24 protein-coding genes and 1 tRNA gene are annotated in these 25,004 nt (G+C 46.8%); 15 read left to right on the forward strand and 10 right to left on the reverse strand.

The features are described 5' to 3' along the window. Positions 1-87: 87 nt before the first annotated feature. Positions 88-720 carry a GDSL-type esterase/lipase family protein gene (locus tag BMW71_RS10205; protein ID WP_092173219.1) on the reverse strand — a complete coding sequence of 211 codons (633 nt, stop codon included), beginning with the start codon at positions 718-720 and terminating at the stop codon, positions 88-90. A 98-nt stretch (positions 721-818) separates the two neighbouring features. On the opposite strand from BMW71_RS10205, the gene BMW71_RS10210 reads away from it, so the two are divergent. Both BMW71_RS10210 and BMW71_RS10215 read left to right on the forward strand, forming a co-directional pair. Further along, a complete protein-coding gene (locus BMW71_RS10210) occupies positions 819-1,661 on the forward strand; it encodes a UbiA prenyltransferase family protein (RefSeq protein ID WP_092173222.1) in 843 nt (280 codons plus the stop codon). A 5-nt stretch (positions 1,662-1,666) separates the two neighbouring features. Beyond that, complete coding sequence (locus tag BMW71_RS10215) at positions 1,667-2,338, forward strand: class I SAM-dependent methyltransferase (RefSeq protein WP_177179613.1); 672 nt, start codon at positions 1,667-1,669, stop codon at positions 2,336-2,338. Here the strand turns inward: BMW71_RS10215 and BMW71_RS10220 are convergent. The 6 genes from BMW71_RS10220 to BMW71_RS10245 all read right to left on the reverse strand — a co-directional run bounded on the left by BMW71_RS10220 (position 2,287) and on the right by BMW71_RS10245 (position 9,644). Then, entirely contained in the window at positions 2,287-3,600 is a 1,314-nt protein-coding gene (locus BMW71_RS10220) for an alkaline ceramidase (protein ID WP_244891146.1), read from the reverse strand. The two genes, BMW71_RS10215 and BMW71_RS10220, sit on opposite strands and share 52 nt — an antisense overlap. A gap of 45 nt (positions 3,601-3,645) precedes the next feature. Next, positions 3,646-4,815 carry an AIR synthase related protein gene (locus BMW71_RS10225; protein WP_092173230.1) on the reverse strand — a complete coding sequence of 390 codons (1,170 nt, stop codon included), beginning with the start codon at positions 4,813-4,815 and terminating at the stop codon, positions 3,646-3,648. 45 nt (positions 4,816-4,860) lie between these two features. Continuing rightward, positions 4,861-6,810 (reverse strand): CHU_0125 family OmpA-like outer membrane integrity protein, encoded by a 1,950-nt coding sequence (locus BMW71_RS10230; protein ID WP_092173233.1) that lies wholly within the window; start codon positions 6,808-6,810, stop codon positions 4,861-4,863. Between the two features lie 23 nt (positions 6,811-6,833). Next, positions 6,834-7,322, reverse strand: a complete 489-nt coding sequence (locus BMW71_RS10235; protein ID WP_092173236.1) for a hypothetical protein — start codon at positions 7,320-7,322, stop codon at positions 6,834-6,836. 179 nt (positions 7,323-7,501) lie between these two features. Further along, positions 7,502-8,302, reverse strand: a complete 801-nt coding sequence (locus BMW71_RS10240) for a (Fe-S)-binding protein (RefSeq protein ID WP_174238244.1) — start codon at positions 8,300-8,302, stop codon at positions 7,502-7,504. Beyond that, positions 8,295-9,644 (reverse strand): 4Fe-4S dicluster domain-containing protein, encoded by a 1,350-nt coding sequence (locus BMW71_RS10245; protein ID WP_092173239.1) that lies wholly within the window; start codon positions 9,642-9,644, stop codon positions 8,295-8,297. The genes BMW71_RS10240 and BMW71_RS10245 overlap by 8 nt, the downstream gene beginning before the upstream one ends. Positions 9,645-9,732: 88 nt before the next feature. Here BMW71_RS10245 and BMW71_RS10250 point away from each other — a divergent pair. The 11 genes from BMW71_RS10250 to BMW71_RS10305 all read left to right on the forward strand — a co-directional run bounded on the left by BMW71_RS10250 (position 9,733) and on the right by BMW71_RS10305 (position 18,811). Further along, positions 9,733-9,805 (forward strand) — tRNA-Phe (locus tag BMW71_RS10250). Positions 9,806-10,127: 322 nt separating this feature from the next. Next, entirely contained in the window at positions 10,128-10,571 is a 444-nt protein-coding gene (locus BMW71_RS10255) for an RNA polymerase sigma factor (RefSeq protein ID WP_394333683.1), read from the forward strand. After that, a complete protein-coding gene (locus BMW71_RS10260; protein WP_092173245.1) occupies positions 10,561-11,025 on the forward strand; it encodes a hypothetical protein in 465 nt (154 codons plus the stop codon). The genes BMW71_RS10255 and BMW71_RS10260 overlap by 11 nt, the downstream gene beginning before the upstream one ends. Continuing rightward, positions 11,018-11,554, forward strand: coding sequence for a DUF4252 domain-containing protein (locus tag BMW71_RS10265; protein ID WP_092173248.1), 537 nt, complete (start codon positions 11,018-11,020; stop codon positions 11,552-11,554). Before BMW71_RS10260 ends, BMW71_RS10265 begins: the two co-directional genes overlap by 8 nt. Positions 11,555-11,599: 45 nt before the next feature. Then, entirely contained in the window at positions 11,600-12,088 is a 489-nt protein-coding gene (locus BMW71_RS10270) for a DUF4252 domain-containing protein (RefSeq protein ID WP_092173251.1), read from the forward strand. Between the two features lie 562 nt (positions 12,089-12,650). Next, positions 12,651-13,805 carry a DUF4221 family protein gene (locus tag BMW71_RS10275; RefSeq protein ID WP_092173254.1) on the forward strand — a complete coding sequence of 385 codons (1,155 nt, stop codon included), beginning with the start codon at positions 12,651-12,653 and terminating at the stop codon, positions 13,803-13,805. Positions 13,806-14,253: 448 nt separating this feature from the next. Continuing rightward, positions 14,254-15,390, forward strand: coding sequence for a DUF4221 family protein (locus BMW71_RS10285; RefSeq protein ID WP_092173260.1), 1,137 nt, complete (start codon positions 14,254-14,256; stop codon positions 15,388-15,390). Between the two features lie 61 nt (positions 15,391-15,451). Further along, positions 15,452-15,643: a type II toxin-antitoxin system VapB family antitoxin gene (locus BMW71_RS10290; RefSeq protein ID WP_092173263.1), complete on the forward strand. Its 192-nt coding sequence runs from the start codon at positions 15,452-15,454 to the stop codon at positions 15,641-15,643. A gap of 12 nt (positions 15,644-15,655) precedes the next feature. Next, positions 15,656-16,042 (forward strand): type II toxin-antitoxin system VapC family toxin, encoded by a 387-nt coding sequence (gene vapC, locus BMW71_RS10295; protein WP_177179614.1) that lies wholly within the window; start codon positions 15,656-15,658, stop codon positions 16,040-16,042. 243 nt (positions 16,043-16,285) lie between these two features. Continuing rightward, on the forward strand, positions 16,286-16,888 hold the full coding sequence (locus BMW71_RS10300; protein ID WP_143057602.1) for a DUF6134 family protein: 603 nt from the start codon (positions 16,286-16,288) through the stop codon (positions 16,886-16,888). A gap of 795 nt (positions 16,889-17,683) precedes the next feature. Then, positions 17,684-18,811 (forward strand): ATP-binding protein, encoded by a 1,128-nt coding sequence (locus BMW71_RS10305; protein WP_092174792.1) that lies wholly within the window; start codon positions 17,684-17,686, stop codon positions 18,809-18,811. Positions 18,812-19,037: 226 nt separating this feature from the next. On the opposite strand, the gene BMW71_RS10310 is transcribed toward BMW71_RS10305, so the two are convergent. Next, the gene (locus BMW71_RS10310) at positions 19,038-21,482 is read right to left on the reverse strand and encodes a carboxylesterase family protein (RefSeq protein WP_092173271.1); all 2,445 of its coding nucleotides are present in this window, start codon (positions 21,480-21,482) and stop codon (positions 19,038-19,040) included. A gap of 166 nt (positions 21,483-21,648) precedes the next feature. On the opposite strand from BMW71_RS10310, the gene BMW71_RS10315 reads away from it, so the two are divergent. Then, the gene (locus BMW71_RS10315) at positions 21,649-22,848 is read left to right on the forward strand and encodes a DUF4221 family protein (protein WP_092173274.1); all 1,200 of its coding nucleotides are present in this window, start codon (positions 21,649-21,651) and stop codon (positions 22,846-22,848) included. A 1-nt stretch (position 22,849) separates the two neighbouring features. Here BMW71_RS10315 and BMW71_RS10320 read toward each other — a convergent pair whose 3' ends face one another. Continuing rightward, positions 22,850-23,329 (reverse strand): hypothetical protein, encoded by a 480-nt coding sequence (locus tag BMW71_RS10320; RefSeq protein ID WP_092173277.1) that lies wholly within the window; start codon positions 23,327-23,329, stop codon positions 22,850-22,852. Then, positions 23,301-23,510: a hypothetical protein gene (locus BMW71_RS10325; RefSeq protein WP_092173280.1), complete on the reverse strand. Its 210-nt coding sequence runs from the start codon at positions 23,508-23,510 to the stop codon at positions 23,301-23,303. The genes BMW71_RS10320 and BMW71_RS10325 overlap by 29 nt, the downstream gene beginning before the upstream one ends. 201 nt (positions 23,511-23,711) lie before the next feature. Between BMW71_RS10325 and BMW71_RS10330 the strand changes: the two genes are divergently transcribed. Continuing rightward, positions 23,712-24,863, forward strand: coding sequence for a DUF4221 family protein (locus BMW71_RS10330; RefSeq protein ID WP_092173282.1), 1,152 nt, complete (start codon positions 23,712-23,714; stop codon positions 24,861-24,863). Positions 24,864-25,004 lie beyond the last annotated feature (141 nt).

Consider the following 25,004-nt stretch of genomic DNA (forward strand, 5'->3'; position numbering starts at 1 on the left):
CTTCCAACAATTTACAAAGGGAAAAACGAAATTGAAAACCCGAAGCAAAGAAACCAATGCCTTTTTCCGGATGCAGGTAGGTAAGGGCTACCGGATGGCCTTCGCCAGGCTTTGGGCCATGATTTTCGCGCCAGCCTTGTTTGGGTGTACCCCGTCCGGAAAATGCCTGCCGTCCGGTTCGAGGGGAAGGTGCAGGTCAATCACCACCGCCCCCGTTCTTTTGGCTGCTTCCCGAATAAGCGGGGTCATTTCCTCGACAATTACCTTTTCTGTAATGCCCCAGTTATCTTCAAACACGGGCACTGGAAGGCAGAGGAAAATCTTCCCCCGTTCGGGCATGTGGCGTTTGATTGCGGAAATCATTTCCACATAATCCTCGAGAAAGGAGTCTTTGTAGGCCCAATTCTGCGGCTTGGAATCATTGGTTCCCAACAGCAGAATCAGGATATTGGGTGCATATGCTTGTACCTGCTCAAACTGGGGTTCGTTCCAGTAGGGGAAATCTCCTTTCTTTAGAAGCGTACGGGCACTTACGCCGAAGTTTTTTACCTGATAGGCCTTCCCGAGTATCTTTTGTAGCTGCAGGGGATAACTATCCGGATGGTTTCTGCCGGGCCCTTCCGTGATGCTGTTTCCAACGCAGGCGATTTTAACCGCAGGCTGCTGGGCACTGCCTTCCTGGCTCCAAAGCAACAAGAGCGCGCAAATAATTTTTTTCATTACGACGAAGATCAAACAAATGGGAAATTACATACTATTTCCGTGAAATCGGGACTTCTATTTATTAATTTGCACCGAATCGCATACTCGTGGGCTTATTGAACCAAAAAATCAGGAAATTCTTCGAAAAATTTAACGTGCTCTCGCTGGATGTGGTGTCTGGAGCCTGTGCGGGTATGTATTTTTTTTCCGACATGATGCGCATTTCGCTTTTCTGGTATTACTACCTGCTGCTGGGAATGGCGGTTTGGGCCATTTATACCTTCGACCACCTGTTGGACGCCCGCAAGGTCTACCGCCGTGCGCTTACCAAAAGACACCGCTTTCATCAGCGGCACTTCGGTCGCCTGGCAGGCGCACTGGGCGCCGTGGGGATCGCGGGGCTGCTGCTCGCTTTTAGCTACCTGCGATCTTCCCCACTACTGGAAGCCGGTTTGCTCGTATTCGCATTGATTATCCTCATCATGCTGACCTTGCACTGGGGTGGTGAAAAAACGGCCGTTGCCAAGGAATTCGCAATCGCTGGGTTTTATGTGCTCGGGATTGTACTGGCTCCCGCTTTGCGCCATGACTTTGACTTTGCCCCCAATCCCTGGCTCTTCTATGTGCTGGCCTATTTTCTCCTAGCCTGGTATAATTTGGTGTATTTGTCCTACCTGGACGGGGCACTGGATCGGGCAGAAGGACATCATTCCATCGCGACTGTTCTGGGTAAAAATAAAACGCGAAAGCTACTTTGGGTAATGGGTCTACTAGGCCTGGGCTACACAGTTTTTTTGTTTTTCTACTTGTCCTCCTACTACCACCGCTTTACTCTGGTATGGGCGCTCATGCTACTCATTCATGTAATCAGCTTCGTGGAAAGGCCGGAGAATATCGCGGTCGTCCGCAGGCGTCTTGAAGCAAGCTTTTCCCTTCCCCTACTTTTATTGCTGGTATGATTGGTTTGCGTAAAAGGATAGCGGCGGACCCCTATTGCCTGATCGCTCCAGTCTATGAGTTTTTCTCACACCTGGTGTTTGGAAGGGATTTTCAGCGAAGCAAAACCGCTTTTTTGGAGCGAATTCAACCGGGCAATACGGTATTGGTGCTGGGTGGGGGTACCGGGTCCATTCTTCCCCAATTGGTCAACCGGTGCGGAACCAGTGGTCGCATTCTTTACATGGAGACCTCCAGGGAAATGCTTCGCCGTAGCCGGCAGCAATTGGAACCATCTGCCACAGCGCAGGTTGAATGGATCCATTCCTCACAGGTAAGCGATTTGCCGGCGTTGAAGGTGGACGCGATCATCTCCCACTACCTGCTGGACGTGTTGTCCGACAGAGATATCGATCGCCTATTTCGGGAAATACAGCCCCGGATTCATTCGGAAACCCGCTGGATTTTCGCTGATTTTTTTCCAAAAGCGGACCGGGAATGGTTGCTTTTCGCCATGATTTACCTGTTTCGGTTGCTCACCCGGCACCCCCGGAAGGACCTTCCGGAGTACCACTCCTATTTTCAAAAGTGGGCATGGAAACAGGTGGATAGCGCGACTTTTCAAGGAGGCTTTTTTCAGGCGATTTGCTACAAGCCCGCCCCCAAATCGATCAATTTACCGATTACCTCGTTAAAATAGGCCCCGTTGTAGGGACCATAAAAATTCATGTCTCGTACCTCGTAGTAGCTTTCCTTATAGTATTCGTCCGGCGTGATGTAGCCGATGTATCCCCCGTTAAATGTGGTGATCATCAGGTTCATCCCCAAGGCCGCCGCTTTCTTTTCCCAGGATTCATAAAACACCCCTGATACCTCTCCAGAGGAGGAAATAAAGAGGGTATTGCCGATCTTTACCAGATCAAAATGGGCGGGGTAGTCGCCAATGGCCCAATCGAATAGCCAGGGACGGATCCGCCAGTCGTTGCTGATGCGGTAATGGGGCTCGCGCAGGTACAGGGGAAGCTTTGCTGCGATCAGTGTTGTTTCGGTTTGTTCGCCGCTGCTCCCTTCCGGAGTTTCCGTCACGATGGTACCCAGCTCTGCGGCATACTTCCTCACATTTTCGATATCGTTTCCCGGGATTGTGGGACGGTGGCTGCCGACGGCTCCGGCTGCGAACAGCACCAACTCCTGCTTGGCCTCGAGGCCTTTCGAAAAATAGAAGGGATAATCGCCCGAGAGCCCCATAAACCGGCTACTCAAACAGGTGGCATGCGCGCTAAAGGTGACCAGGCTGGCGCGCTTTCCTGCGGTGTTTTCCAGACTAAATTGACGGATAAAGGGGTCTACCGGATCTCCGGCAACCAGTCGGTTGCTAACAAAATTTCCGGCATTGCTTTTTTTATAGCTCAGCCGGACGGTATCCATACGCGTAATCGCCCCCCGCAGGGCCTGCACCGTGCCGGCAGCAATGCGATCCACCAGCGGCTGATTCCACCCCCCCAGGGCCAGGCTCCCTATCGGTCCGGGAATGGTTCCACCCATACCGCTATGGGTATGGGTAGCCGTGAAATATACCCGATCCACCGGGATTTCCTGCGCTTCGATTTCTTTTTGCAGGGCCGTTGCCAGTTTGGGATGAACAAGGAGCAGTTCGTAATTTAAAAAAGCAAGGGTAAAATCACCATTGCCTACTACCATTGCCTTGACGAAACTGCTGTCCTGTACAAATTCATAGTTGCCTCTGGGGCGGTAGGCGACTAGCGGGACGGGTTCTTCGGGTGTCATGTTGGCGCTTGCCCAACCACCCAGCAAAAATCCCTGGTCAGCGCCCTGTACGGAAAGGCTGTCCAGGGCTGCCATGGTTTTTTTGTAGTAGCTTTTTTCGCGATACGGGGTCCAGTCTACGGTGGTCAGGGTTGCTAAAACCACGAGAAGTAGAAACCCTGCCAGGTAAAGCAAATAAGCAAGCCATCGGTTTATCGGAAGTCGGAACAGCGGCATGGGCTAGCCTTCGTAGGTAAATGTTCCGTGTTGCCCGCTTACAGTCACCTTTTTACCTGGGTGATCGGTGACACGCCCGACAATTTGGGCCGCTACTCCGAACTCCGAGGCCAGTTGTATGACCTCTTCCGCTCGTTTTTCATCCAGATACACCTCCATCCGGTGTCCCATGTTGAAAACCTTGTACATTTCTTTCCAATCCGTCCCGCTTTCTTGCTGAATGAAGGCAAACAGCGGAGGGGTATCGAAGAGGGTGTCTTTGATGACGTGTAGGTTTTCGATGAAATGCAGGACCTTGGTCTGCGCCCCGCCACTGCAATGAACCAGGCCGTGGATTTCAGAACGGAAGGACTTCAAGAGGGAGGCGATGACCGGCGCATAGGTACGGGTAGGGGAAAGGACCAGTTTACCCATGTCCAGGGGAGTACCGGGAGCGGGATCCGTCAGGCCAAAACTGCCCGAATAAACCAATTCTTTAGGCAGGAGGGGATCAAAACTCTCGGGAAAGGACTCGGAGAGGCTGTGGTTAAAAACGTCGTGCCGGGCGGAGGTCAGCCCATTGCTGCCCATGCCGCCATTGTAGGCAGTCTCGTACCGGGCTTGTCCAAATGAGGCCAATCCGACGATCAGGTCGCCGGCGGCAATGCGGTCGTTGGAAATGACATCTTCCCGTTTCATCCGGCAGGTGACCGTGCTGTCTACAATAATAGTGCGCACGAGGTCGCCTACATCGGCGGTCTCCCCTCCGGTAAGCAGGGCGTAAACCCCGTGGTCGCGCAGCAATTGGAGGACTTCTTCGGTGCCGTTGATGATAGCGGATATGACTTCGCCGGGAATCAGGTTTTTATTTCGTCCGATGGTGGAGGAGACCAGAATATTATCGACCGCACCCACACAGAGCAGGTCGTCGATGTTCATGATAATGGCGTCCTGTGCGATACCTTTCCAGACAGAGAGATCACCGGTGACTTTCCAATACAGATAGGCCAGGGAGGATTTGGTACCGGCGCCGTCGGCATGCATGATATTGCAATAGGCGGGATCATTTCCCAGGATATCGGGTACGATTTTACAAAAAGCCCTGGGGTAGAGTCCCTTATCCAATTTGGAGATGGCTTCGTGTACGTCTTCCTTGGAGGCCGATACCCCGCGTTGCATATACCTTTCGTTCATAACCTTGGCTTTGAAAAAAACAAACAGGCGGCAAATATACGGATTTTACTCGGTGATTTCTATTACCTTAAACTCGGTTCGCCGGTTGACCTGGTGTTCTTCTTCCGTTTGGGCATTTTCGATTAGCAGTTGCTGTTCTCCATAGCCGCGGGCTTCCAGGCGGGAAGCGTCGATTCCTTGCGAAACGATGTATTCGACTGCAGATTCCGCCCTTCGCTGCGACAGGTCCTGGTTGTAGGTATCGCTAGCTCGGGCATCGGTATGGCTGCTAAGTTCGATACGGATACCGGGGTTGTCCTTGAGAATCTTGACCAGTTTGTCCAACTCCTGAGCCGCATCGGGTCGAATTTCGGCTTTGTCCAGGTCATAATAGATGTTTTCCAGTATGATCGCCCGCTCCAATACCAATTGCTCCAATACGATCGTGGTATCCAGGGTCACATTGGTTACGTCCTGGATCAGTTCCTCGGGAGCCGGTGTTTTTCCGATGGTACTATACGGCACACTTTGGGAAAAATATCCGGTTTTCGAAGCGATCATGGTGTAGGCCTTGTCAGGTTCTAGCGGAAAACGCAACCTGCCGCTTTGGCTGGAAAAATTGCCGTCGATGGTTTGGTTGTTGGCGTCGTAGAGAACCACCCGGGTTTGCGGAAGTACCTGTTCCTCTCCGTTTTCCAACCGTTCTTTGGTGACCACGTTCAGCAATACATTGACAACCTTAGGCGGAGGGGTCATGTCTTTGAAATAATAAATATCGTCGTCCCCTTTGCCTCCAGGTCGGTTGGAGGTAAGGTAGCCCTCCTTCGGATAATCGGTAAAGAATATTCCGAAATCATCACCAATGGAGTTGATATTGGCGCCGAGGTTTTTTACACGGACCCCGCCGTTTTCTTTTTGGGCCAGGAAGAGGTCCAACTTACCGTATCCGGGATGTCCGTCGGAAGAAAAGTAAAAATCCCCATTTGGTAGTGGTCTGGGGAACAATTCGTTTCCGGGTGTATTGATGGGGGGTCCCATGTTTACCACGTTACCGAAATCACCATTGGCAAGCCGGGTGGAGCGGTACAAATCAATCCCACCGAGACCTCCGGGCCGATTGGAAGCAAAGTACAGCGTATCCCCATCTGCACTAAAGGCTGGCGTGGAATTCCAGTATTCCGGTTCGCCGTTTACGGGCATGAAGATCGGTTCGGTAAATCCTCCACCACGGAAATACGAGGCAAAAAGGCTCACCTCCGGAAGGTCGTTTTTGGCGTTGGCATTTCCACGGGCGTATATAATCGTATTTCCGTCGGGGCTGATGGCAATGGCACCCTGGTTCAAGCCAGTTTCGTTTTGAAACTCCGGAAGAGTCTGCACGTTTTGTACGTCTACGTTGATACCTTCCGCTCTGGCTCGAAACAGGCGGGTGTAGCCTTGTCCGGTAGCCGGATACAACCCTCCTGCACCCCTGGAACTCGTAAAATACAGGTAATTTTCACTCAGGACCGGCGCATAGTCGATGCCGGTGGTATTCAACAACTCGTAATTTTCCAGTTCGTGGTTCGGCCAAATGGGTTCGACTTCGGAAAGCGCTTCGATATTTTGTATTTCCTTTTCTGCCAGGGCGATTTTTTGGTCGTCCATGGTCAGGGTTTGGGCGGTTTCGAAAGCTACTTTTGCCGAATCGTATTCACCTTTTCCTTTCAGGCTTTTGCCTTTGTAGTAGGCGCTTTCAAACGTGGCGTCCGACTCGGAGACCTTTTCGTAATAGCTTGCGGCATTTTCAATGCGATTGGAAAGGCGAAAGCTTTCGGCAATGAACAGGTTGGCCTCGCTGTTATCCGGGTCTTTCTCCAGCAATCTGGAGTAAGAACTAATCGCCATCTGGTACTCTCCAGAGCTAAATTGGTTCTGCGCTTTCTGTTGGAGACTGGTACAGGAAGCCTGAAGCAAGAGCACAAGGAGGGGGAGCCAAAGGGCAGCGAAACGGACGGAATGCGTTGCTTTTTTCATACGAAATAGATTCCCTTTCGAATTTAGTGGGCAAAATATTTTTTCAACCAACTCGATTCAGCAGGTATTAGCCATTGGTTTTTTAAATCGGCGATTTTATTGACACCCGGATTGAAGACTTTGCTTTTCGGCTGCAAATAACCTTCCTGAACGTGCATTTTTATTTCCGGTAAAAAAGCCACGTTCACTCCTTCTTCATCCAGGTAGGAGACTTTTCCGCTATCCAACAGATTGATGGAAAGCTGGGTTTCGATTTCCCGCAATGCCCGGACCGAACTATCGATCGAACAACCGCTGGCCCCAAGGGGTCCTTCGTCCACGGCGAGTACAATAAATTGATCGTATTTGATGTCAAACGAAGTGGGAAGCTGCGTTCCGTGGGTGTTCCACTGATTGCAGAAACTTACCAATTTGGAAATGATCCAGGTCTTCTCTTCCTCTTTAAACGGTCTATCAGCCTGGTAGACCCATATTCTGGCCTCTTCGGACATTTGTTCAAATGGTACGTACATGCCTGATTCTGGTTTAGTATGGTAGTTTACGTTTGCTGTCTGTTCATCGCCCGAGCGATTACACGTATACTAGTAAACGTAAATTGAGTTTATTATGATGCAAAATAGGGATTAAGATCCACTAAAAAACGCAATAAACCAAAAGAATGTTGCCTTAATCCCGAAGACGGTAGGCCTACTCAGCCGGACAAGCCCTGGTCCCGGGCGATGAGTTCGGCCAGGTCCAGGACCTGCACCTGTTTTTCCTGTTCTTTGTTTTTTACTCCGTCGGACATCATGGTGAGGCAAAACGGACACCCAACGGCGATGGTTTTTGCTCCCGTCTGCAGGGCTTCTTCGGTTCGTTCTACGTTGATGTCTTTGTTGCCTTTTTCGGGTTCTTTGAACATTTGCGCGCCTCCGGCTCCGCAGCAAAGTCCCTTGCTGCGGCACCTTTTCATTTCCACCAATTCCATATCCAGGGCTTTGATGATCTCTCGTGGAGCTTCATAGACGTTGTTGGCTCTTCCCAGGTAGCAGCTGTCGTGAAAGGTAATTCGTTTTCCTTTGTATTCGCCTCCCCCTTTCATGACGATTTTTCCTTCCTGGATCAGTCCCTGTAGAAACTGGGAGTGGTGCATTACCTCGTAATTGCCTCCCAGGGCCGGGTATTCGTTTTTCAGCGTATTGAAGCAGTGAGGACAAGCCGTGACAATCTTTTTGATCCCATACCCGTCCAGCACCTGTATGTTGCTGATGGCCTGCATTTGAAATAAAAACTCGTTTCCTGCTCTACGGGCAGGGTCTCCGGTACAGGTTTCTTCCTCGCCCAGTACCGCAAAATTGATCCCGACTTTGGTCAGTATTTTTGTAAAGGCCAGTGTGACGGCCTGGTAGCGTTCGTCAAAGGAGCCCGCGCAGCCCACCCAAAAAAGCACTTCGGGTGTCTCTCCTGCAGCTGCCTTTTGGGCCATGGTGGGGACTTGATAGGTATTACTCATTTGTAGTTGGTTTCGTATCTTCCTGATTTACTTTGGCTGCCCAGTTAAACCGATCGGTCGGGGGAAATTTCCAGGGGGCAAAGCTGGTTTCGATGTTTTGAAACATGGCGTTCCACTGGGCCGGACTGCCGCTTTCCTCCATCGCGGTGTATCGCCGTAGCTCTAAGATGATGGATAAGGGGTCAATATTAACCGGACAGGCTTCCACGCAGGCATTGCAACTGGTACAGGCGTTGATTTCTTCCTGGCTGATGTAATCGCCCAGCAGGGATTTGCCATCGTTCACTCCGTCTTTCCCGGCCGCATTGGCACGGCTGATTTCTTCGGCCCGGTCCCGGGTATCCATCATGATTTTACGTGGCGATAATTTTTTTCCGGTGAGGTTGGCCGGGCATTCGGCCGTGCAGCGACCGCACTCGGTACAGGAAAAGGCATTCATGACCTGAACCCAGGAAAGGTCCGGGACATCTTTTGCACCAAACCGGCCGATATCAGCCTGATCCGTTGGCTCGGGAGCCGCTTGCAGACCCAGCATGGATTTCACTTCCTGCGTCACTACTTCCATGTTGGGTATTTTTCCCTGAGGCTCCAGGTTGGCGTACCAGGTGTTGGGAAAGGCCAGAAATATGTGCAGGTGCTTCGAATAGGTCACGTAGATGGCAAAGCCCAGGATGCCCAGGATGTGAAACCACCAGGCACCGCGTTCCAGAAGCAGCAGGGTGCTGCTGCTCAACCCGTCAAAAAGTCCCTGCAGGCTGCTGCTAATCCAGAGCCCACCCAGGGGAATGTACCCTTCCACACCTCGATAGGCCAATAATTGATCGGTAGCATTCATGGTCAGGATGGCAAGCATCAGCACGATTTCAATCCATAAAATGAGGTTGGCATCCAGCTTGGGCCAGCCTTTTAGCTCGGCTGAGGAAAGCCGTGGGACCTTCATGCCGTTGCGGCGAACCAAAAATGCAACACAGGAAATCAATACGCCCAATGCGAGAACTTCAAACACGTTCATGGCCAGGGTGTAGAAACCGGCGAGAAACGGGGCGAAAATCCGGTGGGTTCCGGCCAGGCCATCGATGATAAACTCCAGCACTTCCAGGTTGATGACCACAAAAGAAACGTAAATGATCAGGTGTAGCAGGGCGGGTCCCACGCGTTTGAACATTTTCTTTTGGCCAAACGCAACCAATGCCATCGTTTTCCACCGTTCCCCGGGGCGGTCGTTTCGGGCCAGTGGTTTTCCCAACAGAATGGTCTGTCGTAAATAGCTAATTCGCTTGTATAAAATATATCCTGACGCACCCAGAACCAATAAAAATAGGATTTGCGGTAAGCTGCTCATAGTGAATGTATTACTCTTAGGCCTCTATTTTTTTAATCAAATCGTTTGTACAAAAGTAACAAATACCTACCTTTGCAACACTTTCAGCGGTGATGTAGCTCAGTTGGTAGAGCATCGGACTGAAAATCCGTGAGTCGGTGGTTCGAGCCCACTCATCACCACTGGCCCTGGTTTCGACCAGGGCTTTTTTTTTGCCTTTTTTTTATATCCGAAGCGATTGTTGATGCTGTTGCTTTGTATCATTTCCCCGGCAAATTACTAAATAGTACGGATGCATGCTATCATTACCGCATTAAACAACCCCTGGAAGGCCCAGTTGTTCCAAAATTCGGGTCTTTCCCTCCGCGAAAATGCAAAGGGAATGCATTGCCGTCAAAAAAATTTGATAAAAAGTGTAACATTCGCGCGACAACTTCATCCTATACCTGCATGAGCACTTTTTTTGAAGCAAGAATTTGGCCACTAAAAAATAGACTGTACCGCATGGCGTACCTCCGGATAAAAGACCGGGATGCGGCCAACGATGCGGTTCAGGAGGCCTTTTCCAACGCATGGGTACACCGGGAAAGCCTGGAGCAGATGGAAAATCCGGAAGGATGGATGGTGAAGACCCTCAAAAATCAAGTGCTGCAACAGTTTCGCACCGCAAGCAGGATGGAACCCTTAGAAAACCAGGGCGAAGCAATACAGGAAGAGCCGGCCGAATACCAGGCAGCGAGTCAATCGGTGAAACGGGTGTTTTGCTTTTTGGACGACCTGCCCCAAAAGCAGCGGGAGGTGTTTGAACTGCGGGAAGTGGAAGGACTGACTTACGAAGAAATTGCCGGGTACCTGGAAATTTCGGTCGAGCAGGTGAAGGTAAACCTGCACCGGGCCAGAAAGAGACTCAAGGAATTTTTACTGAAATGCAAGGAAGATGAACGATAGATTAGATCAATTACTGGAAAAGTACTGGCAGGGAGCGAGTTCACCTGCGGAAGAAGGGGAGATGAAAGTCCTATTGGAGAAGGTGTCGGGATACGAGCTTGAAAAATCCTTTTTCCTGGGAGTAGCGGAGATTAAAAACATGAAATCCACCCTGTCTTCTAATTCTGATTTCAGGGAGATTCCAGTTCCGGAAAAACGTGGATTTGTCAGAGGGTGGATGAAAATTGCTGCGACGGTGATATTACTTGCCGGTTTTGGCTTCCTGATCCAGCAATATCAGGTTTGGCAAGAAAAAGAAGCGCAGGCCCAGGCTTATTTTGAGGTCATGGAGGCCTTTAGCCTGATCCAGCAAAATCTGCATAAGGGAGAAAAGGAAATGGAGGTCATGGATGATCTCAAATACCTGCATGCACCCCATCAACTATTCAACCTAAACGAACGGAAAAATGACTAAGAAATTCATTGCTTTACTGGGTCCGCTGATGTTGGTACTTGGCGGTCTACAGGCCCAGGAAAGTGCCATTGAAAAATTTTATTCCAAATACGTGGAGGACGAGCGTTTTTCCCGCGTCTTTATCAGTCCCAAAATGATGCAGATGGCCGGCGGTTTTCTGAATTCCAACAGCGTGGAAGGAGATGAAGATGCAGACGACATGCTAACCCTAATCTCCAAAGTAAAGGGAATTCGGATTTTGTCCGGCGAGCAGGTCAATGGTCTAAACATGTTTGAAGAGGCCATCGGTCTTCTTAACCGCAACCAATACGAAGAGCTGATGGACATCAAAGACAAGGGCAGTTCCCTGAAATTTATGGTACGGGAAGAAGCTGGCCGGATAAAAGAGTTGCTGATGGTTTCGGGGACAAAGGAAGAATTTACCCTTATGAGCATGCTAGGGGATTTTACCTACAAAGACCTGAACATGCTAGCTGAAAAAACCAACCTGCCGGGCATGAAGGAATACGGGCAGGGCAATAAAGAATAAGTTTTGAAAAATTTACGTATTGACTATTCATTTAACGACAAAATTATGAAAAATGCACTAAACCTTGTTTTCCTTTCCCTGTTCTTTTGCCTACCGCTAAGCCTCTTTGGACAGAGCAAAAGCGTGGACCGGCTTTACAATCAATACAAAGGCGAAGAATCTTTTTTCCACCTGGATTTGGCGGGTAATTTCCTGGATTTTGCGAAGGGCTGGGACATTGATATCGAAGAAGCAAACCTGTCGGCCATCACGGAGAGCATCGAACGGGTCAAGCTTTTCAAGCTGCCAGTGAGTGGAAATCAAGCGCGATCTGATTTTAGAAAGTTGGCGCAAGGACTTGAGCGGGAAAACTACGAACTGATGATGGAGGCGGAAGAAAAAGACAGTGGCGTATCCATTTATGCGCTGGGTCAGCGCAGCATGAAGGGCCTGGTGCTGCTGATCCGTTCCAACGAGGATGCCGAATACCTGGTGATAGAGCTGGAAGGACAGTTTGATCAAAAGGCCCTGGCCAAGGTAGGAAAGGGGATTTGATACTTTCTGCCCACTCTTGGAAAGGCGGGGTGGGCAAACCCCAATCGTCTAAAACCCTTGAGGTCTTCGAGACCTCGAGGGTTTTATTATTCATGTACGTTCTTCGAAAAGACCTTCGGGGTTAGGAAAACCCCAAATGTCAGGATTCTTTTATAACCGTTGAGGTCTTTGGGACCTCGAGGGTTTTATTATTCGTGTACGTTCTTCGAAAAGACCTTCGGGGTTGGGAAAACCCCAAAGGTCAGGATTCTTTTATAACCCTTGAGGTCTTCGAGACCTCGAGGGTTTTATTATTCGTGTACGTTCTTCGAAAAGATCTTCGGGGTTGGGAAAACCCCAAAGGTCTGCGTTCTTTCCAGACCTCGACGGTTTTATTCGTTTACGTTCTGCGGAAAGACCCTCGGGGTTGGGGAAACCCCAAGGGTCAATGTCTATAACCTCGACGGATTCATTTCGTAAGATCTCTGGCAATGACGCCATGTGACAGGATATTTATTGTCGACGAGGAATTTTTAAGCTCGCCATTTTTTCGTATTTTCCTATTTCAATCCTCTTACCGCTCATGAAGCAATTGTTGTTCTCCTTGGTTTTTCTGTTTTTGGCAGCTTGCGGATCCGACGATTCCTCTGGTGAGAACGGTCGAGCGCCGGATTTGAATGTTACATTGGATACGGTTCAGATTGATGCCCGGGGAGAAATCCTTTTCCTGAATACCGGCTTGCGTTCTGCGGTCCTTACCGATGACAAGCACTACCTGTATAACCTGAATCGCCAGGCCTATACCATCGAAAAAATCGATTTAACTACCTTGGCACTGGAGACCTTGCTACCGTTTGAAAAAGAAGGGCCGGATGGCATTGGGGGATATTCCATGGGAATAAGGCTGGTAGACGGGGATCGGTTTTTGCTATCCGGTTACGGCAATCATGCCCTGTTTGACAGCAACGGCAAAAAACTGGCCGATGTAGGCCCGGAAACAATCCCTTCCTTTGCCTCGGAAACGGAAGTAGGGAACGTGCTGTTTCCGGTGCGATTGCCGGAGACCCGGTCTGCTTATGCTGGGGTATATATCATTCCCGGAGAACGGGAACCGCAGCTAATGTTCTGGGATACGGAAGAACAAACGTATCGGAAAGTAAGGAACCCCCTGCTGGAGAAATCCATACAGTACCAAACGGACTTCGACGATGGGACCACGGCTATGTTTATAAGCGGTGGGGAATACCTGGAAGTGGTAAATGATAGGGTTTTTTTGGGCCTAAACGGAAGTTCAGACCTTTATATACGTGAACCGGGACAAGAGGAATTTTATAAAAAGACCTTCGAAAACGGTTGGATTCCCCGGGAAAAGGAGACCACCTTTCCGGAAAAAATAAACGATAGGGCCTTATTTCAAGAATTGTACAAGAAAGCTACCGAGGAAATTTCCTATAATAAGCCCATTTGGGATGAAAGTCGGGAGGTCTATTTCCGGTTTTCCTACAAGCAGGAATTCGGCGTTGCAAACACCGGTCCTTCGGATGGTCTTTTTCCCAGACCAACGGGTGCCAGCGTGTACCTATCGATCTATGACGCCGATTTTAATTTGCTGAGAGAGACTGCCGTCCCTGAATTGGACCAGCCACCGGCCTACCACTTTGCCAAAGACGGAAAAATCTGGATATTTGAGAATATAGAAGATGAAATGGGTTTTGTAAGGTTGAGTTTTGATTTGTGATTTTGGATGGTTTGTAGGTTTTTTGAAAAAAAGGAGTAACCATATAAGGCATAGAAGAACATATAAGTGATTTTTATTGTAATTCTGGGCGTATTTGAGATATATTTTCTAATGGTAAAATTATTCCTTGCCGTGTTTTATTTTTAATCCTAAATCGCTGACCAATTTGGTGTAACGTTTTTTTTGTGGGATAGTTAGCCACAAACCAGTCTAGGTGTTCCGGCAGTTTACCACCCAGGAAATAGGGTAGGTTCATTAGATAAAATGTCATATTTACAGGGTAAATAAATACAAAAAATGTAATGTATACAGGGTAACCTGTTACAAAATATGTGATATTAAGAGGCAAAAATTATATGTGTGGTTTATTTACTCTTTTTTCGCTCCGATTTGTTTTTACTTGCCCGAAAAATTCCTATTTTTTTAGTCTCAATCAAATCTTAACCACATGAGGCTTTTCGTTTTTCTTTTCTTCGCTAGTTTTCTTATTGGCTGTGGGAGTGGTGATCATCGGGAAAAAACCGGTGAGGTACGACTGGATTTTAGCCTGGATACGGTTATTGTTGACGGAGGAGAACAGCTAGTTTTCCCTTATTTAGCTGCTTCAAGGAGTTTTTTTACAGATAATAAGCGCTTTCTGTTTAATTTCAATGATTTCGACCATACGGTTGAAAAAATTGACTTGGAAAAACTTAAGTTAGCCGGTAAGTATCCCCTTGAAAAGGAAGGGCCTAACGGCACCGGGGAATATGTGGATTACCTGGTACTGTTGGACTCCGGAAAATTGCTCATACAGACCAGTAATCAGGCAGGCATTTTTGATTGGGAGGGGAATAAACTCAGGGAATTTGACCCTTTGCTTGAGGGAGCCTCATTAATGCATGTAGACAGGAAGACTTTTCAGCCGGTAAAGGTAGTAGGAGACCAGATTTATGGACTGATCGTTGACAATGCGGCCAATACCGGTGAGCTGGGGTATTATGGCCTCAGCAGGGATGAATTTTCATATATCCCCTTGGCAAAGGATTTCAGGCATGGAGACTTTAACCTGGAGCACAGGGAAGGTAATTCCCGGCGGAGGTATGCGCCGGGCTTCGTCATGCAGGCCTATGGTGAAAATATGCTGGTAGTGGGCAGTACGGTTTCTAGTACTGTGTTTATTTTCGATCCCGAAACCCAACAATTTGCGAAGAAGGAATGTAACCTATCGTTGACAGCCAGTGAGAAAAAAGGGGTTTACAGGCTAGCAACCGAGGATAAGGCTGCTTTTCAACGGGCATACGTGGCATTGTATGAGGAGGTATCATTCGGTCCTTTAATATGGGATGTTGAAAATGAACGTTATTTTCGTTTTTATTATGAGTACTCCTATCCGGATGAGCTTCCTCCGGGTGGATTTCCAAGACCTGTTTCTACCGTCGTCTACCTGATGGTATTGGATAATGAACTTAACTTACTTCATGAAACCTCCCTGCCTCAGCTTGACCATGTACCTTACTTTTCTTTCGCCAAAGACGATAAAATCTGGATCTTTGTCAATCTGGAGGATGAGTTGGGCTTTGTGCGCATGTCGATTGATTTATGATTTCAGGAAAAGGATAGGAATGTGTAAAAAACTTATTATATTGGTGTATAATTAAAATAGGATGAGAACCAATATAGAGATCGATGATAAGTTGATGGATGAAATCCTGAACAAAACCTCCTTGAAAACCAAAAGAGAAATCGTTCATGCAGCACTTAAAGATTTTCTTCAAAAATTGAAACGGGAGGAACTGGCAGGTATGGCCGGTAAAATTCATTGGGTGGAAGATTTGGAACGCATGAGAACGGATTAAAAAATGGTTCTTTTGATTGATACCAGCATCTGGATAGAATTTTTCAGGGGAGAGGATGAAAAACTGGTTCGGATAGTCCGGAAACATATTCTCAGCAATGAGGTTTGTATTTGCCCTCCGATACTTCAGGAAATTCTACAGGGAGTAAAGGATCATGAAACATTTGAAATGCTCTCAGAACAATTGATGAGCATCCGATTTTTAGAAGCTGACCCTAAAACAATGGCCATAAATGCTGCTAAATTATACTTTAACTTAAGAAAAAAGGGTGTCACCGTCCGCAAAAGTATGGACTGCCTAATTGCATCCTACGCATTGGCATTTGATGTTGCTTTCTATCATGCAGATAGAGACTTTGACCATATCTCAAGGTATTTTCCAATCAAACTTTTTACGTAGAATTACTACCGGTATTACGGTAATCTTACCATTATTTCGAAAGGGTAAAAGTCTATGTCTAATTTGTGTTTTGTGGACCAGGTTGGTGGATCAATCTTACATGTACGTGCGCTACCTTCCAAATCTAAATTCGCAATCATCAACCTTTGAGGTTTTTTTGGTACGTTTATATTTATGTCTCTTCTGTCTTAAATCGGACTGAAGTTTGCTATTAGTACGATTAGCCTTCAAATTGATAAATTAATGTTAAAAAACACGCTTACAAGTGCTGTTGTTTTGGTTTTACTCTGTTCACCCATGCTGCTCCAAGCTCAGGAAAGGCATGAATACGAGATTTCCATTCTGGGCATCCACATTGGTGACATGGTAGCCACCAAAGAAACCAACGCCGATACCACGCATTTTTTGTTGAGAAGTGAGGTGAGTTTCTGGTTTTTTGGCCGGATCAACCTGGATTATACCACCAAAGTAAAATACCATCAGGGTCAGTTTATCGAATCTTCCGTAGAAAAAAAGACCAACCGGGGAGATTTTCTGTCTAGGATTTGGCTGGAAGATGGGGTCTATGAGATCCGGGCCAATTCCTATAAATATGAATTCAATGATCAGGTCAGTGAAAAAATCGACTACAGTGCGGTCCGCTTGTTTTTTGAGGAACCCAAAGGTAAAAAAAGAATGATTACTGAAAACCACGGTCGGTTTGCCAGCATTACGGCCAAAGGAAACGGGGCCTACGATACCTATGTGGAAGGCAACGAAAACAACTACCAATACGAGAATGGCAAATTGCAGGAGGTCAGCATGCACAGTCCCATCAAGAATTACGTGATACAGCGGAAGGAATGATGGTTGCTGATTTTACACGATGATGGAAATGCAGTTTAATTGAATTCGCTATTTCAAATACCGAAAGCGGGTGATGGTTAATGCACTATATACCCCACCGAGTTTGGCGAGGAGCCCTTATTTCCGGATAGGATAGTTTGTAGGTAGGACCCTGTTCAACCCCAGCCGGGGTTGGGTGAAGACTGGATTTCGGTAGACCCCGGGTTTCGCCCGGGGTTATTATTGATGAAGCCCTTCAGGCTTCGGAGTTTAATAAGAGCTTGTTTCTGAAGAGGTTATTTGGGGGACTCATTATTATTTTAATTGGGCTAAAGGGAAAAATTTCTATGGAATGCCGATTATTCTCTCGGTAAAGGCAGGCCTGAGGGGCCTGAACAACAATAACTGTGGGTGCGGCCCACGGCTGATGGACTACCGATTATCACCAACCCTGTAGGGGTTGAACCTAATGTAGACACTTTCACAAGACCAATTGTCCTTGAGCTGACGGCTTCCCTTAGACCGGAGAAGAGCAGGAGCGGCTGTACACCCCCAGGACAGGCGGTAGGCAGGATCATGTTCAACCCCTGCCGGGGTTGAGTGAAGGCAGGGTACCCGCAGTCCCCCTTCGGGTTTCTCCCGGGGTTATTGCGATTTCAACCCTTCAGGCTTCGGCATGGGGAAGGAGTTTGCTAATACGGAAAGAAGTCAAAAAATTCGCCTGCCTATTAATTCTTTAAATCACCAAAAATCGGTATTTTTAGTGAATAAATTCACCAAAAATCGGTAATTTTGGTGAATACAAAAAAAATTACCATGATTGAAAGAAGCCTGCAAAGTCAGATATCCCAAAAGCTATTCAAGGGGAAAACCATTATTCTGATCGGTGCGAGACAGGTTGGCAAAACGACACTTATCCGATCCGTTTTACAGGGAAGAGAGTTTCTTTTTCTGGATGGAGATGACCCATTGGTAAGGCAGAGGCTGACCAATCCAAACACCAAAGAGATTGAAACCATAATAGGAAATTCAAGGATCATTTTTATAGATGAGGCACAACGGATAGAGCATATTGGGATTACTGCGAAAATTATTCACGACCAATTCAAGAACGTTCAGTTGATTGTGAGCGGTTCATCGGCTTTTGAGCTACGAAATTACACCAATGAACCGCTGACAGGACGAAAATTCGAATTTTTCCTGTATCCAATCTCCTACGAAGAATATGAGAAATCGCTAGGATATTTGGATGCCCTGAGAGACCTGGAGAATCGCTTGATATACGGATATTATCCTGATGTTCTTAATAATAGAGGGGAGGAAAGGGAAATCCTTAATGAGATTACCCAAAGTTATTTGTTTAAAGATATTCTCTCTTTGGGCGATATCAAAAAGCCAGAAGCACTGGAAAAAATTCTGCAGGCGCTGGCCTTTCAGGTCGGTAGTGAAGTGAGCTACAATGAAGTGGCTCAGCTAACTGGGGTGGATAAGAACACGGTTTCAAGGTATATTCATTTACTGGAATTGTCCTACATTGTTTTTCCGATAACTTCATTTAGCCGTAACCTTCGCAACGAGATCAAAACCAACCGGAAGATTTATTTCTACGACAATGGCGTCCGAAATGCAATCATTCAAAATTTTAACCCGGTTGGATTGCGAAATGATACAGGCATTCTATGGGAAAATTTCCTAATGTCAGAGAGGCTTAAGCGAAACCATTATTACAAAAGGTACTGTAATACTTATTTTTGGCGGACCAGGTACCAACAGGAAATTGACTACGTGGAGGAGTCAGATGGAAAGATTACGGCTTTTGAATTCAAATGGAATCCAAAAGCCAGAGTGAATATTCCGGCAATATTTGTAAACACATACAATACCAGTGTTGAGGTTATTTCAAAGGAGAATTTCAGGGATTTTGTGGGACCAGTCGAACAATAGCAAGTTAAGCCTGAATGCCTGATTTTGTTCCTTTTGACAGCTCCATTAGCCGATAGGTAATGCATGCACCAGTCAGCGCGATTATTTTTTGGTTCAATACTATGTAAATTATCTCAATTATTCCTTTGAAAAAATGTGATCCTAGACATTTTTTCCTTTGGAAAAGTGGAATTTGGTTTTATAATCCCTTAGCCATGAGAATTGAACTTATATTATTCCTATTTCTTTATTCCCTGCTATGTAAAGTCCAGTCGTTCCTGTAAAACCCTGCAGCCTTGATGGCATCAATGCCCTTTACCGGCAGCTCGGAGGAAAATATAACGAAATCCGGGAACCCGCTTCCACCGGTAAAGTATTGGTTGGCATTGGCAGTATGCAGACCTTTCAATCCTGTACCACTGACCACCGCGACACCGAGCTTGTTGTTGTCCTTACGGGGAACCATAAAATAGGTTCCCAAATCATCCTGACTCAGCACTTCGCTTCCCATTGTGACGGCATTGCGGGTAACTTGTATGGGACTTTGGTCGAGGAGAGGCTTCCAAGCCCGGTTGGTGTCGCCGTTGCCGTAGATGATGATGCCACGGTCAGCGTATTTGTCCAAATCAAACTCCCTATCCGAAACGATATCAACGGCACCATTGCCCCGGTAATACCAGCTTTCTGCATCAAAACGTGCCTTATTGTAGGCCCATTCATTTTCAGCTTTGTTGCCGGCCGTGCCGTACACGAAAATCATCCGGTGGTTAAAGGGTTCTTTGAACGTACCATTGCGAAGGACGCCCTTGGCGGAAGAATCAGGCTTTGGTCCGGGAATCCAGCTATTGTTGTTTTTGTGTAGGTAGAGCGTGGAGGCATTTTGATTTTCCCAAACCAACTCTTGTCCATCGATTTCCAATGAGATCCTGGCACCACTGTTAAAATCCCGGGTATCGATGCCCAGGACGGCAATATTCTCAGTTGTTCCGCTGATTTTCAACCCTTCCCTATCGCGTTCCAGGTGGGCCCGGCTGTAGGCCAGGGATTGTTCCTGTTGCAGGATATGCAGCCATTTGTTATTGGAGGAAACAGCTGTATTCGCGGTGGCAAAATCGATGGAATGGGTCAGGCTGTCTGGCGTACGGCTATGCCATTTGAAATAATCAAATAAGGGAGCCCAATCGACACTTTCACTGCCAAACCAATGGCTGCCTCCCGGATATTCGTAATAGCTGAAGTCCGGATGAAATGCAGCCAGAATGCCCCGCATTTGCCGGGCATAATTGACAGAGACTACCCGGTCGTTATCGCCGTGGTGAATGTAGACCCCTGCCGACGAATAGTTTTTTGCCAGTTCTATGGTGTTACTGGGGTTGCTGGCCTGTAATAAAGTTTTTTCCAGTTCGCTTTCGGGGTTTTCCGGAATTTTTCCGTCAGCAGAACCGTAGCCCATCAAAGTAGGATATCCGGCACAGGGAGCAATTGCCGCCCACTTTCCGGCAAAGGTGGCCCCCAAATACCAGGTGCCATGTCCACCCATGGAATGACCGGTCAGGTAGATCCGGGAGGGATCGGGTTGGAATTTTTCCATGGCCAGGTCTAGGACTTCCATAGCATCTATCCTGCCCCAGTCTTCCCAGTTGAATCCCCTGGGACGGCGATTGGTAGGGGCGACCAATGTTCCCCAGTCTTTTTGTTGATACGCCCTTGCCTGGCCTATGGCTTCTACCCCTGCACCGTGCACGGATAAAAATAAGGCCGAACCAGGACTTCCACCATCCGTCTGTGGGGCCACCCCATAATATTGAATGCTGCCATCTATTTCACTGACAAATGTCTGCTTGTAATGTTCCGTGCTTTCTCTTGCATCCAGGCTTACTTCTTGATTATCGACTACTTTGTTTCCCAGCAAAAGATCAAGGGAGCAGGCATATTCACCCGTTTCTGATAGCTCGCCGGCATTTATTTTAAAGCCAACTTTCCGAATGGTCATGGGCGGAATGGTGGGAAGTGGAGTCCTTACCAATTTTCCGTTTAGCCTGGCTTCCATGTTTGCATTGCTGATGGGTTTGGAGGTATTGTTTATGACTACCACGGCTCCCAACAGGGTTTCATTATCCTGGCCCAGGACAATATCCGGAAGGGTGGCATCCGCTACTTTCATAAGAACGGGCTTTTGATCGAGTAGCAACTCGGCGGCTATTCCGGACCAAAGTCCGTTAAATCGGGCCAGAATCTCATTTTCCCCGCTCCCCAGCGCAATGGGAAGGTAAAGCCAACCATCCCCATAGATATCCCCGGCTCTTGGAATGCCATTGACATAAAGCATGCTGCTTCCACTTACCTTCAATAGCGCATGTTGCTTTTTCTCCGATTGATAGGTTAGGTACAAGTACCCGCTTCTTATCCTCCCTTTAAATTTACCATCCTCTTCGGCCTGTATGGTCTTCCAAACTGCATCCACCGAGCCTGCTATTCCCTTGCCTTCTTCGGGTTTTTGAAAGGTTCCATCCGCCAACTGAAAAGCCACCGGATCCTCAAATAACACCTCTCTGCCGTAGCGATGCGCATTTTCCAGGTAAAGGGCATTCGTAAAATTGTAGCTGTCTTGTGAATAGGCGGCGGAAAGTGCCAGAAAAAGCAAACCAAGCGAAAAAAATACCTTCAGGAAAAGCGGACAAAAGATTTTCATAAATTATGCAGGAATTGGTGGATAAATTAAATGAATCGCTCAAAAATAATCCGGTTGATCTGACTATCAATTTAGCCGGGATAAATTAATGGGTGAATATAAAAATAACTTTCCAATAGGTTTTTATAAATAAAATTTTAATTTTATAGTTCAAAATAATTCAATCATGAGAACGTGTTTTTCCTTACTAATAATCCCGATCGTTTTCTGGTCCTGTTCCGCTAGCGAGCAAATGGATAACCTGAGTGGCAGTACCTCCCTGGATTATTCCCTGGACACGGTACTCATTGATCCGGGAGAGGAGTTGTTATTTGTGGCAGGGCGACTCCATTTTTCCGATTTGTCTCCGGACGGCAAGTATTTATACAATTTCAATCAGCACGATCATAGCTTCGAACAGATTGATTTGGATGAAAAAAAGCTTGTCCGGAAACTGCCTTTTGAAAAGGAGGGCCCAAATGGAACGGGGGATTTTTTCAGGTCTTTTTTTCTCATGGACAATGATCATGTGCTGATCGTCACCTTTCCGAATCCGCTAATTTTCGACCTGAATGGTAAGAAGCTGAAGGAACTGAAATTTCAGGAATTAATCACCGATGGCGGTAAAACCGATAATAGACAAGCTTTTCTGGTTGCGATGAATTTTCCCAATCAGGAAGATCGGTACCTGGGCTTTCTTAGAAGCTTTGAAGCAAAATCGACAGAACTCATGCGGGTTGATTTAAACGAAGGCAGTACCAAAACAATGTCCATTCCGCAATTTGAGAATCTTAAGAACTTTGAGTTGCAATTTACAGATGGCAAAAGTTCGATGATTTCCGGCCCTCAGAGCTATCTGATCCGGGAAGGAGGCAAGATACTAGTGGGAAGTAACCTGAGGAATGAAATTTACCAATACTTGCCTGAGACGGATAGCCTGCGGGTATTCACCTACCATAGTCAGCTTACCGAAAACGAAAAGACGGTTCCCGGGGCCAGGGAATTTGATACCCAGGAAGGTTTTTTGGAGGCCATCCGGCAAGTGAGGGGAGAAATCAGTTTTTCCGCTCCTGTTTGGGACGAACAGAATAAGGTGTACTACCGGTTTTCTTACAAAGAAGTATTGGAAGAACCGAACACGGAAAGCTTTCAGTGGCCGTCAGCCACTTCTGCTGAGGTCTTCCTGACCCTGTTCGACGAAAATCTGGACATGCTGGCAGAGACCAGGGTACCAGACATCGACATGCCGCCCCAGAAGCATTTTGTCAAGGACGGAAAGATCTGGATGTTTGTTAATGTGGACGACGAAGTGGGTTTTGCCAGATTGTCGATGGACCTGGGGAGACGAACAGTTCCTTCAGACGGGGTATCGCTCAATGAAAACTAAATCATTTCATGCCATGAATTGATTTCAGCTCTAAGATATCTAACAAATCTTTGGGTCTGGCGGCTCTTCTTTTGCTTTCAAGCAGGTCATTTAAATTAAGGACATTCCATTTAAATACTCCATGATCCCTGATTTCTACTTTTTCGCTTTCTGCAAAGGCCTCATCAAAGCTTTTTCCAATCTGAAAATTGGTAATCAATTCCAGGTTTAGATCAGCAGGAGAGAATTTTACGGATATATTTTGTTGCTTGGTTTTAACTTTATCGGGAAAGCTGTCGATCTCATATCCCATTCGTTGAAAAACCTGGAGTAGCTTGGAGAAATTTTCTTCAGACGTATCTATCCAAAAATCCACATCTGCAGAGTGCCGTTGATAGCCATGAAAATTGACTGCACCACCCCTAACCAAAAGCATTTTAACCCCTTCCTTTAATGGTTCTCGTAAAAAGGCATCAATGTTCTCCTTCCAGATTTTTGTCATGGGTTTTGATTTCAATTATAAAATTGTCCGAAGGAGTTTTTCCGGGTGTTTTGATGGGAAGTTTCTTCAGATTTTCGCAAAGGTCCAAAAAGTGATAAAATCGGTCTTTCGGTTCCAATCGAAAAAATGCTTCCCGTTGCTCCCGGTTGCTTTCTTCTTTGGTTTGAAACTTGATTTCCATGTTGGAAGCTTATTTATATCTTAAATATAAGGTTTAATTGATAAATTGAAGAAATTTCAAGGTGGATCTATTGAATTATTCCCTGCGGGAATTTTGTGAAGCCAATAAAAAAGAATACTATGGAAAAGAAGGAAACTAAAAATCTCTTTTAAGGAGCAATCTTGTTTTTATTTTTTTATATTGCCTAGTTAACTCCTAACTATGAGTAAATTCGGGTTTTTTATCATTCTACTTTTAATCGTAGGCTGCGGAAGTCCTGAAAAAAGAAATCTCGGGCAACAACGGCAACTGTCTTTTTCTTTGGATACCGTTTTGGTGGATCCGGGAGACGAAATTCTTTACCTCAGGGCAAATCTGGGGAACGCTGAATTGTCAGCCGATGGACTATTTCTATATAATTACAACCCGACAGACCATGCCTTGGAAAAAATTGACCTGGATGAATTAAAGTTCGTTGAAAAAATTCCCTTTGAAAGGGAAGGACCTCAGGGTACCGGCTCTTTTAATCCTTTTTTCCTGTTGGGGGTAGATAGCATTTTAGTGGCGGGGTCCCTGAAGCATGCGGCGATTTTTAATTTCAAAGGAGAGAAATTAGAGGAAGTGAAAATTCAGGAGGTACTGGACCAGTCAGGTATTTTGGATGGAGGGAATCGTTTTCGCATTAACTCGGTAATTTCCGGTTCTGAAAACCGGTATTTCGGCTTTGTAACAGACTGGACGGCCAAGTCCAGGCAATTGATAAAAGTGGATGTGCCCGATCGTACAGTTACCGAGTTGGCACTTCCGGCGTTTGATAAGCTGGAAGAATACCATGTGACACAATTCAGCGGGGGGCAGGTTAGTGGTTTTTTAGTATCTCAGATTATGCTTCAAACGGAAGGAGAAAGTATCGTAATCAGCAATAATGTATTCAATGAATTGTACGTATACCTTCCTGAGAAAGATAGTTTGCTAGTGAAAACCTATGAAAGTCGATTGACGCCCAACCAAAAAACGCCTTACTATCCCAAGCAGGTAGAAAGTGATGAGGCGATGGAGCGAATAAGGGCAACCGGAACGGCCGAGATTAATTTTGAGCGGTTACTTTGGGACAAAGTCACTACCCGATATTACCGGTTTTCCTATCAGGCAGACGTCGAAACGGTTGAGAAGGATGGTTGGTTTTACCTGTCTGCTACAAACGTTCGGGTTTACCTGACAGTGTTTGACAAAAACCTGGAGATGATAACGGAGGCCATCGTGCCCCAGTTGACCACTATTCCACAAACCTACTTTGTCAAGGACGGTGCCATCTGGATTTTTGAGAATATGGAAGATGAGCTGGGATTTGTTCGGCTCAGTATAGATTTTTGATTTTGCAATCTGAACGCATTTATTTTTAGCATGCGGAGGGCTTAACCTCTTGGATTAGAATTGATTGATTGAACAACCGGGTAGGCCAGTAGGTTGGCAGTACGATGTTCAACCCCCGCCGGGGTTGGGTGAAGGATGGAT

Source organism: Cyclobacterium xiamenense (assembly GCF_900109255.1).
Taxonomy (GTDB): domain Bacteria; phylum Bacteroidota; class Bacteroidia; order Cytophagales; family Cyclobacteriaceae; genus Cyclobacterium; species Cyclobacterium xiamenense.

What these genes read in the sequence shown, in the direction of transcription:
- BMW71_RS10205 (WP_092173219.1), bottom strand. Translation starts at nt 720, where the DNA reads ATGAAAAAAATTATTTGCGCGCTCTTGTTGCTTTGGAGCCAGGAAGGC.
- BMW71_RS10225 (WP_092173230.1), bottom strand. Translation starts at nt 4,815, where the DNA reads ATGAACGAAAGGTATATGCAACGCGGGGTATCGGCCTCCAAGGAAGAC.
- BMW71_RS10230 (WP_092173233.1), bottom strand. Translation starts at nt 6,810, where the DNA reads ATGAAAAAAGCAACGCATTCCGTCCGTTTCGCTGCCCTTTGGCTCCCC.
- BMW71_RS10235 (WP_092173236.1), bottom strand. Translation starts at nt 7,322, where the DNA reads ATGTACGTACCATTTGAACAAATGTCCGAAGAGGCCAGAATATGGGTC.
- BMW71_RS10240 (WP_174238244.1), bottom strand. Translation starts at nt 8,302, where the DNA reads ATGAGTAATACCTATCAAGTCCCCACCATGGCCCAAAAGGCAGCTGCA.
- BMW71_RS10245 (WP_092173239.1), bottom strand. Translation starts at nt 9,644, where the DNA reads ATGAGCAGCTTACCGCAAATCCTATTTTTATTGGTTCTGGGTGCGTCA.
- BMW71_RS10255 (WP_394333683.1), top strand. Translation starts at nt 10,128, where the DNA reads ATGGCGTACCTCCGGATAAAAGACCGGGATGCGGCCAACGATGCGGTT.
- BMW71_RS10260 (WP_092173245.1), top strand. Translation starts at nt 10,561, where the DNA reads ATGAACGATAGATTAGATCAATTACTGGAAAAGTACTGGCAGGGAGCG.
- BMW71_RS10265 (WP_092173248.1), top strand. Translation starts at nt 11,018, where the DNA reads ATGACTAAGAAATTCATTGCTTTACTGGGTCCGCTGATGTTGGTACTT.
- BMW71_RS10270 (WP_092173251.1), top strand. Translation starts at nt 11,600, where the DNA reads ATGAAAAATGCACTAAACCTTGTTTTCCTTTCCCTGTTCTTTTGCCTA.
- BMW71_RS10275 (WP_092173254.1), top strand. Translation starts at nt 12,651, where the DNA reads ATGAAGCAATTGTTGTTCTCCTTGGTTTTTCTGTTTTTGGCAGCTTGC.
- BMW71_RS10285 (WP_092173260.1), top strand. Translation starts at nt 14,254, where the DNA reads ATGAGGCTTTTCGTTTTTCTTTTCTTCGCTAGTTTTCTTATTGGCTGT.
- BMW71_RS10290 (WP_092173263.1), top strand. Translation starts at nt 15,452, where the DNA reads ATGAGAACCAATATAGAGATCGATGATAAGTTGATGGATGAAATCCTG.
- BMW71_RS10300 (WP_143057602.1), top strand. Translation starts at nt 16,286, where the DNA reads ATGTTAAAAAACACGCTTACAAGTGCTGTTGTTTTGGTTTTACTCTGT.
- BMW71_RS10305 (WP_092174792.1), top strand. Translation starts at nt 17,684, where the DNA reads ATGATTGAAAGAAGCCTGCAAAGTCAGATATCCCAAAAGCTATTCAAG.
- BMW71_RS10310 (WP_092173271.1), bottom strand. Translation starts at nt 21,482, where the DNA reads ATGAAAATCTTTTGTCCGCTTTTCCTGAAGGTATTTTTTTCGCTTGGT.
- BMW71_RS10315 (WP_092173274.1), top strand. Translation starts at nt 21,649, where the DNA reads ATGAGAACGTGTTTTTCCTTACTAATAATCCCGATCGTTTTCTGGTCC.
- BMW71_RS10320 (WP_092173277.1), bottom strand. Translation starts at nt 23,329, where the DNA reads ATGACAAAAATCTGGAAGGAGAACATTGATGCCTTTTTACGAGAACCA.
- BMW71_RS10325 (WP_092173280.1), bottom strand. Translation starts at nt 23,510, where the DNA reads ATGGAAATCAAGTTTCAAACCAAAGAAGAAAGCAACCGGGAGCAACGG.
- BMW71_RS10330 (WP_092173282.1), top strand. Translation starts at nt 23,712, where the DNA reads ATGAGTAAATTCGGGTTTTTTATCATTCTACTTTTAATCGTAGGCTGC.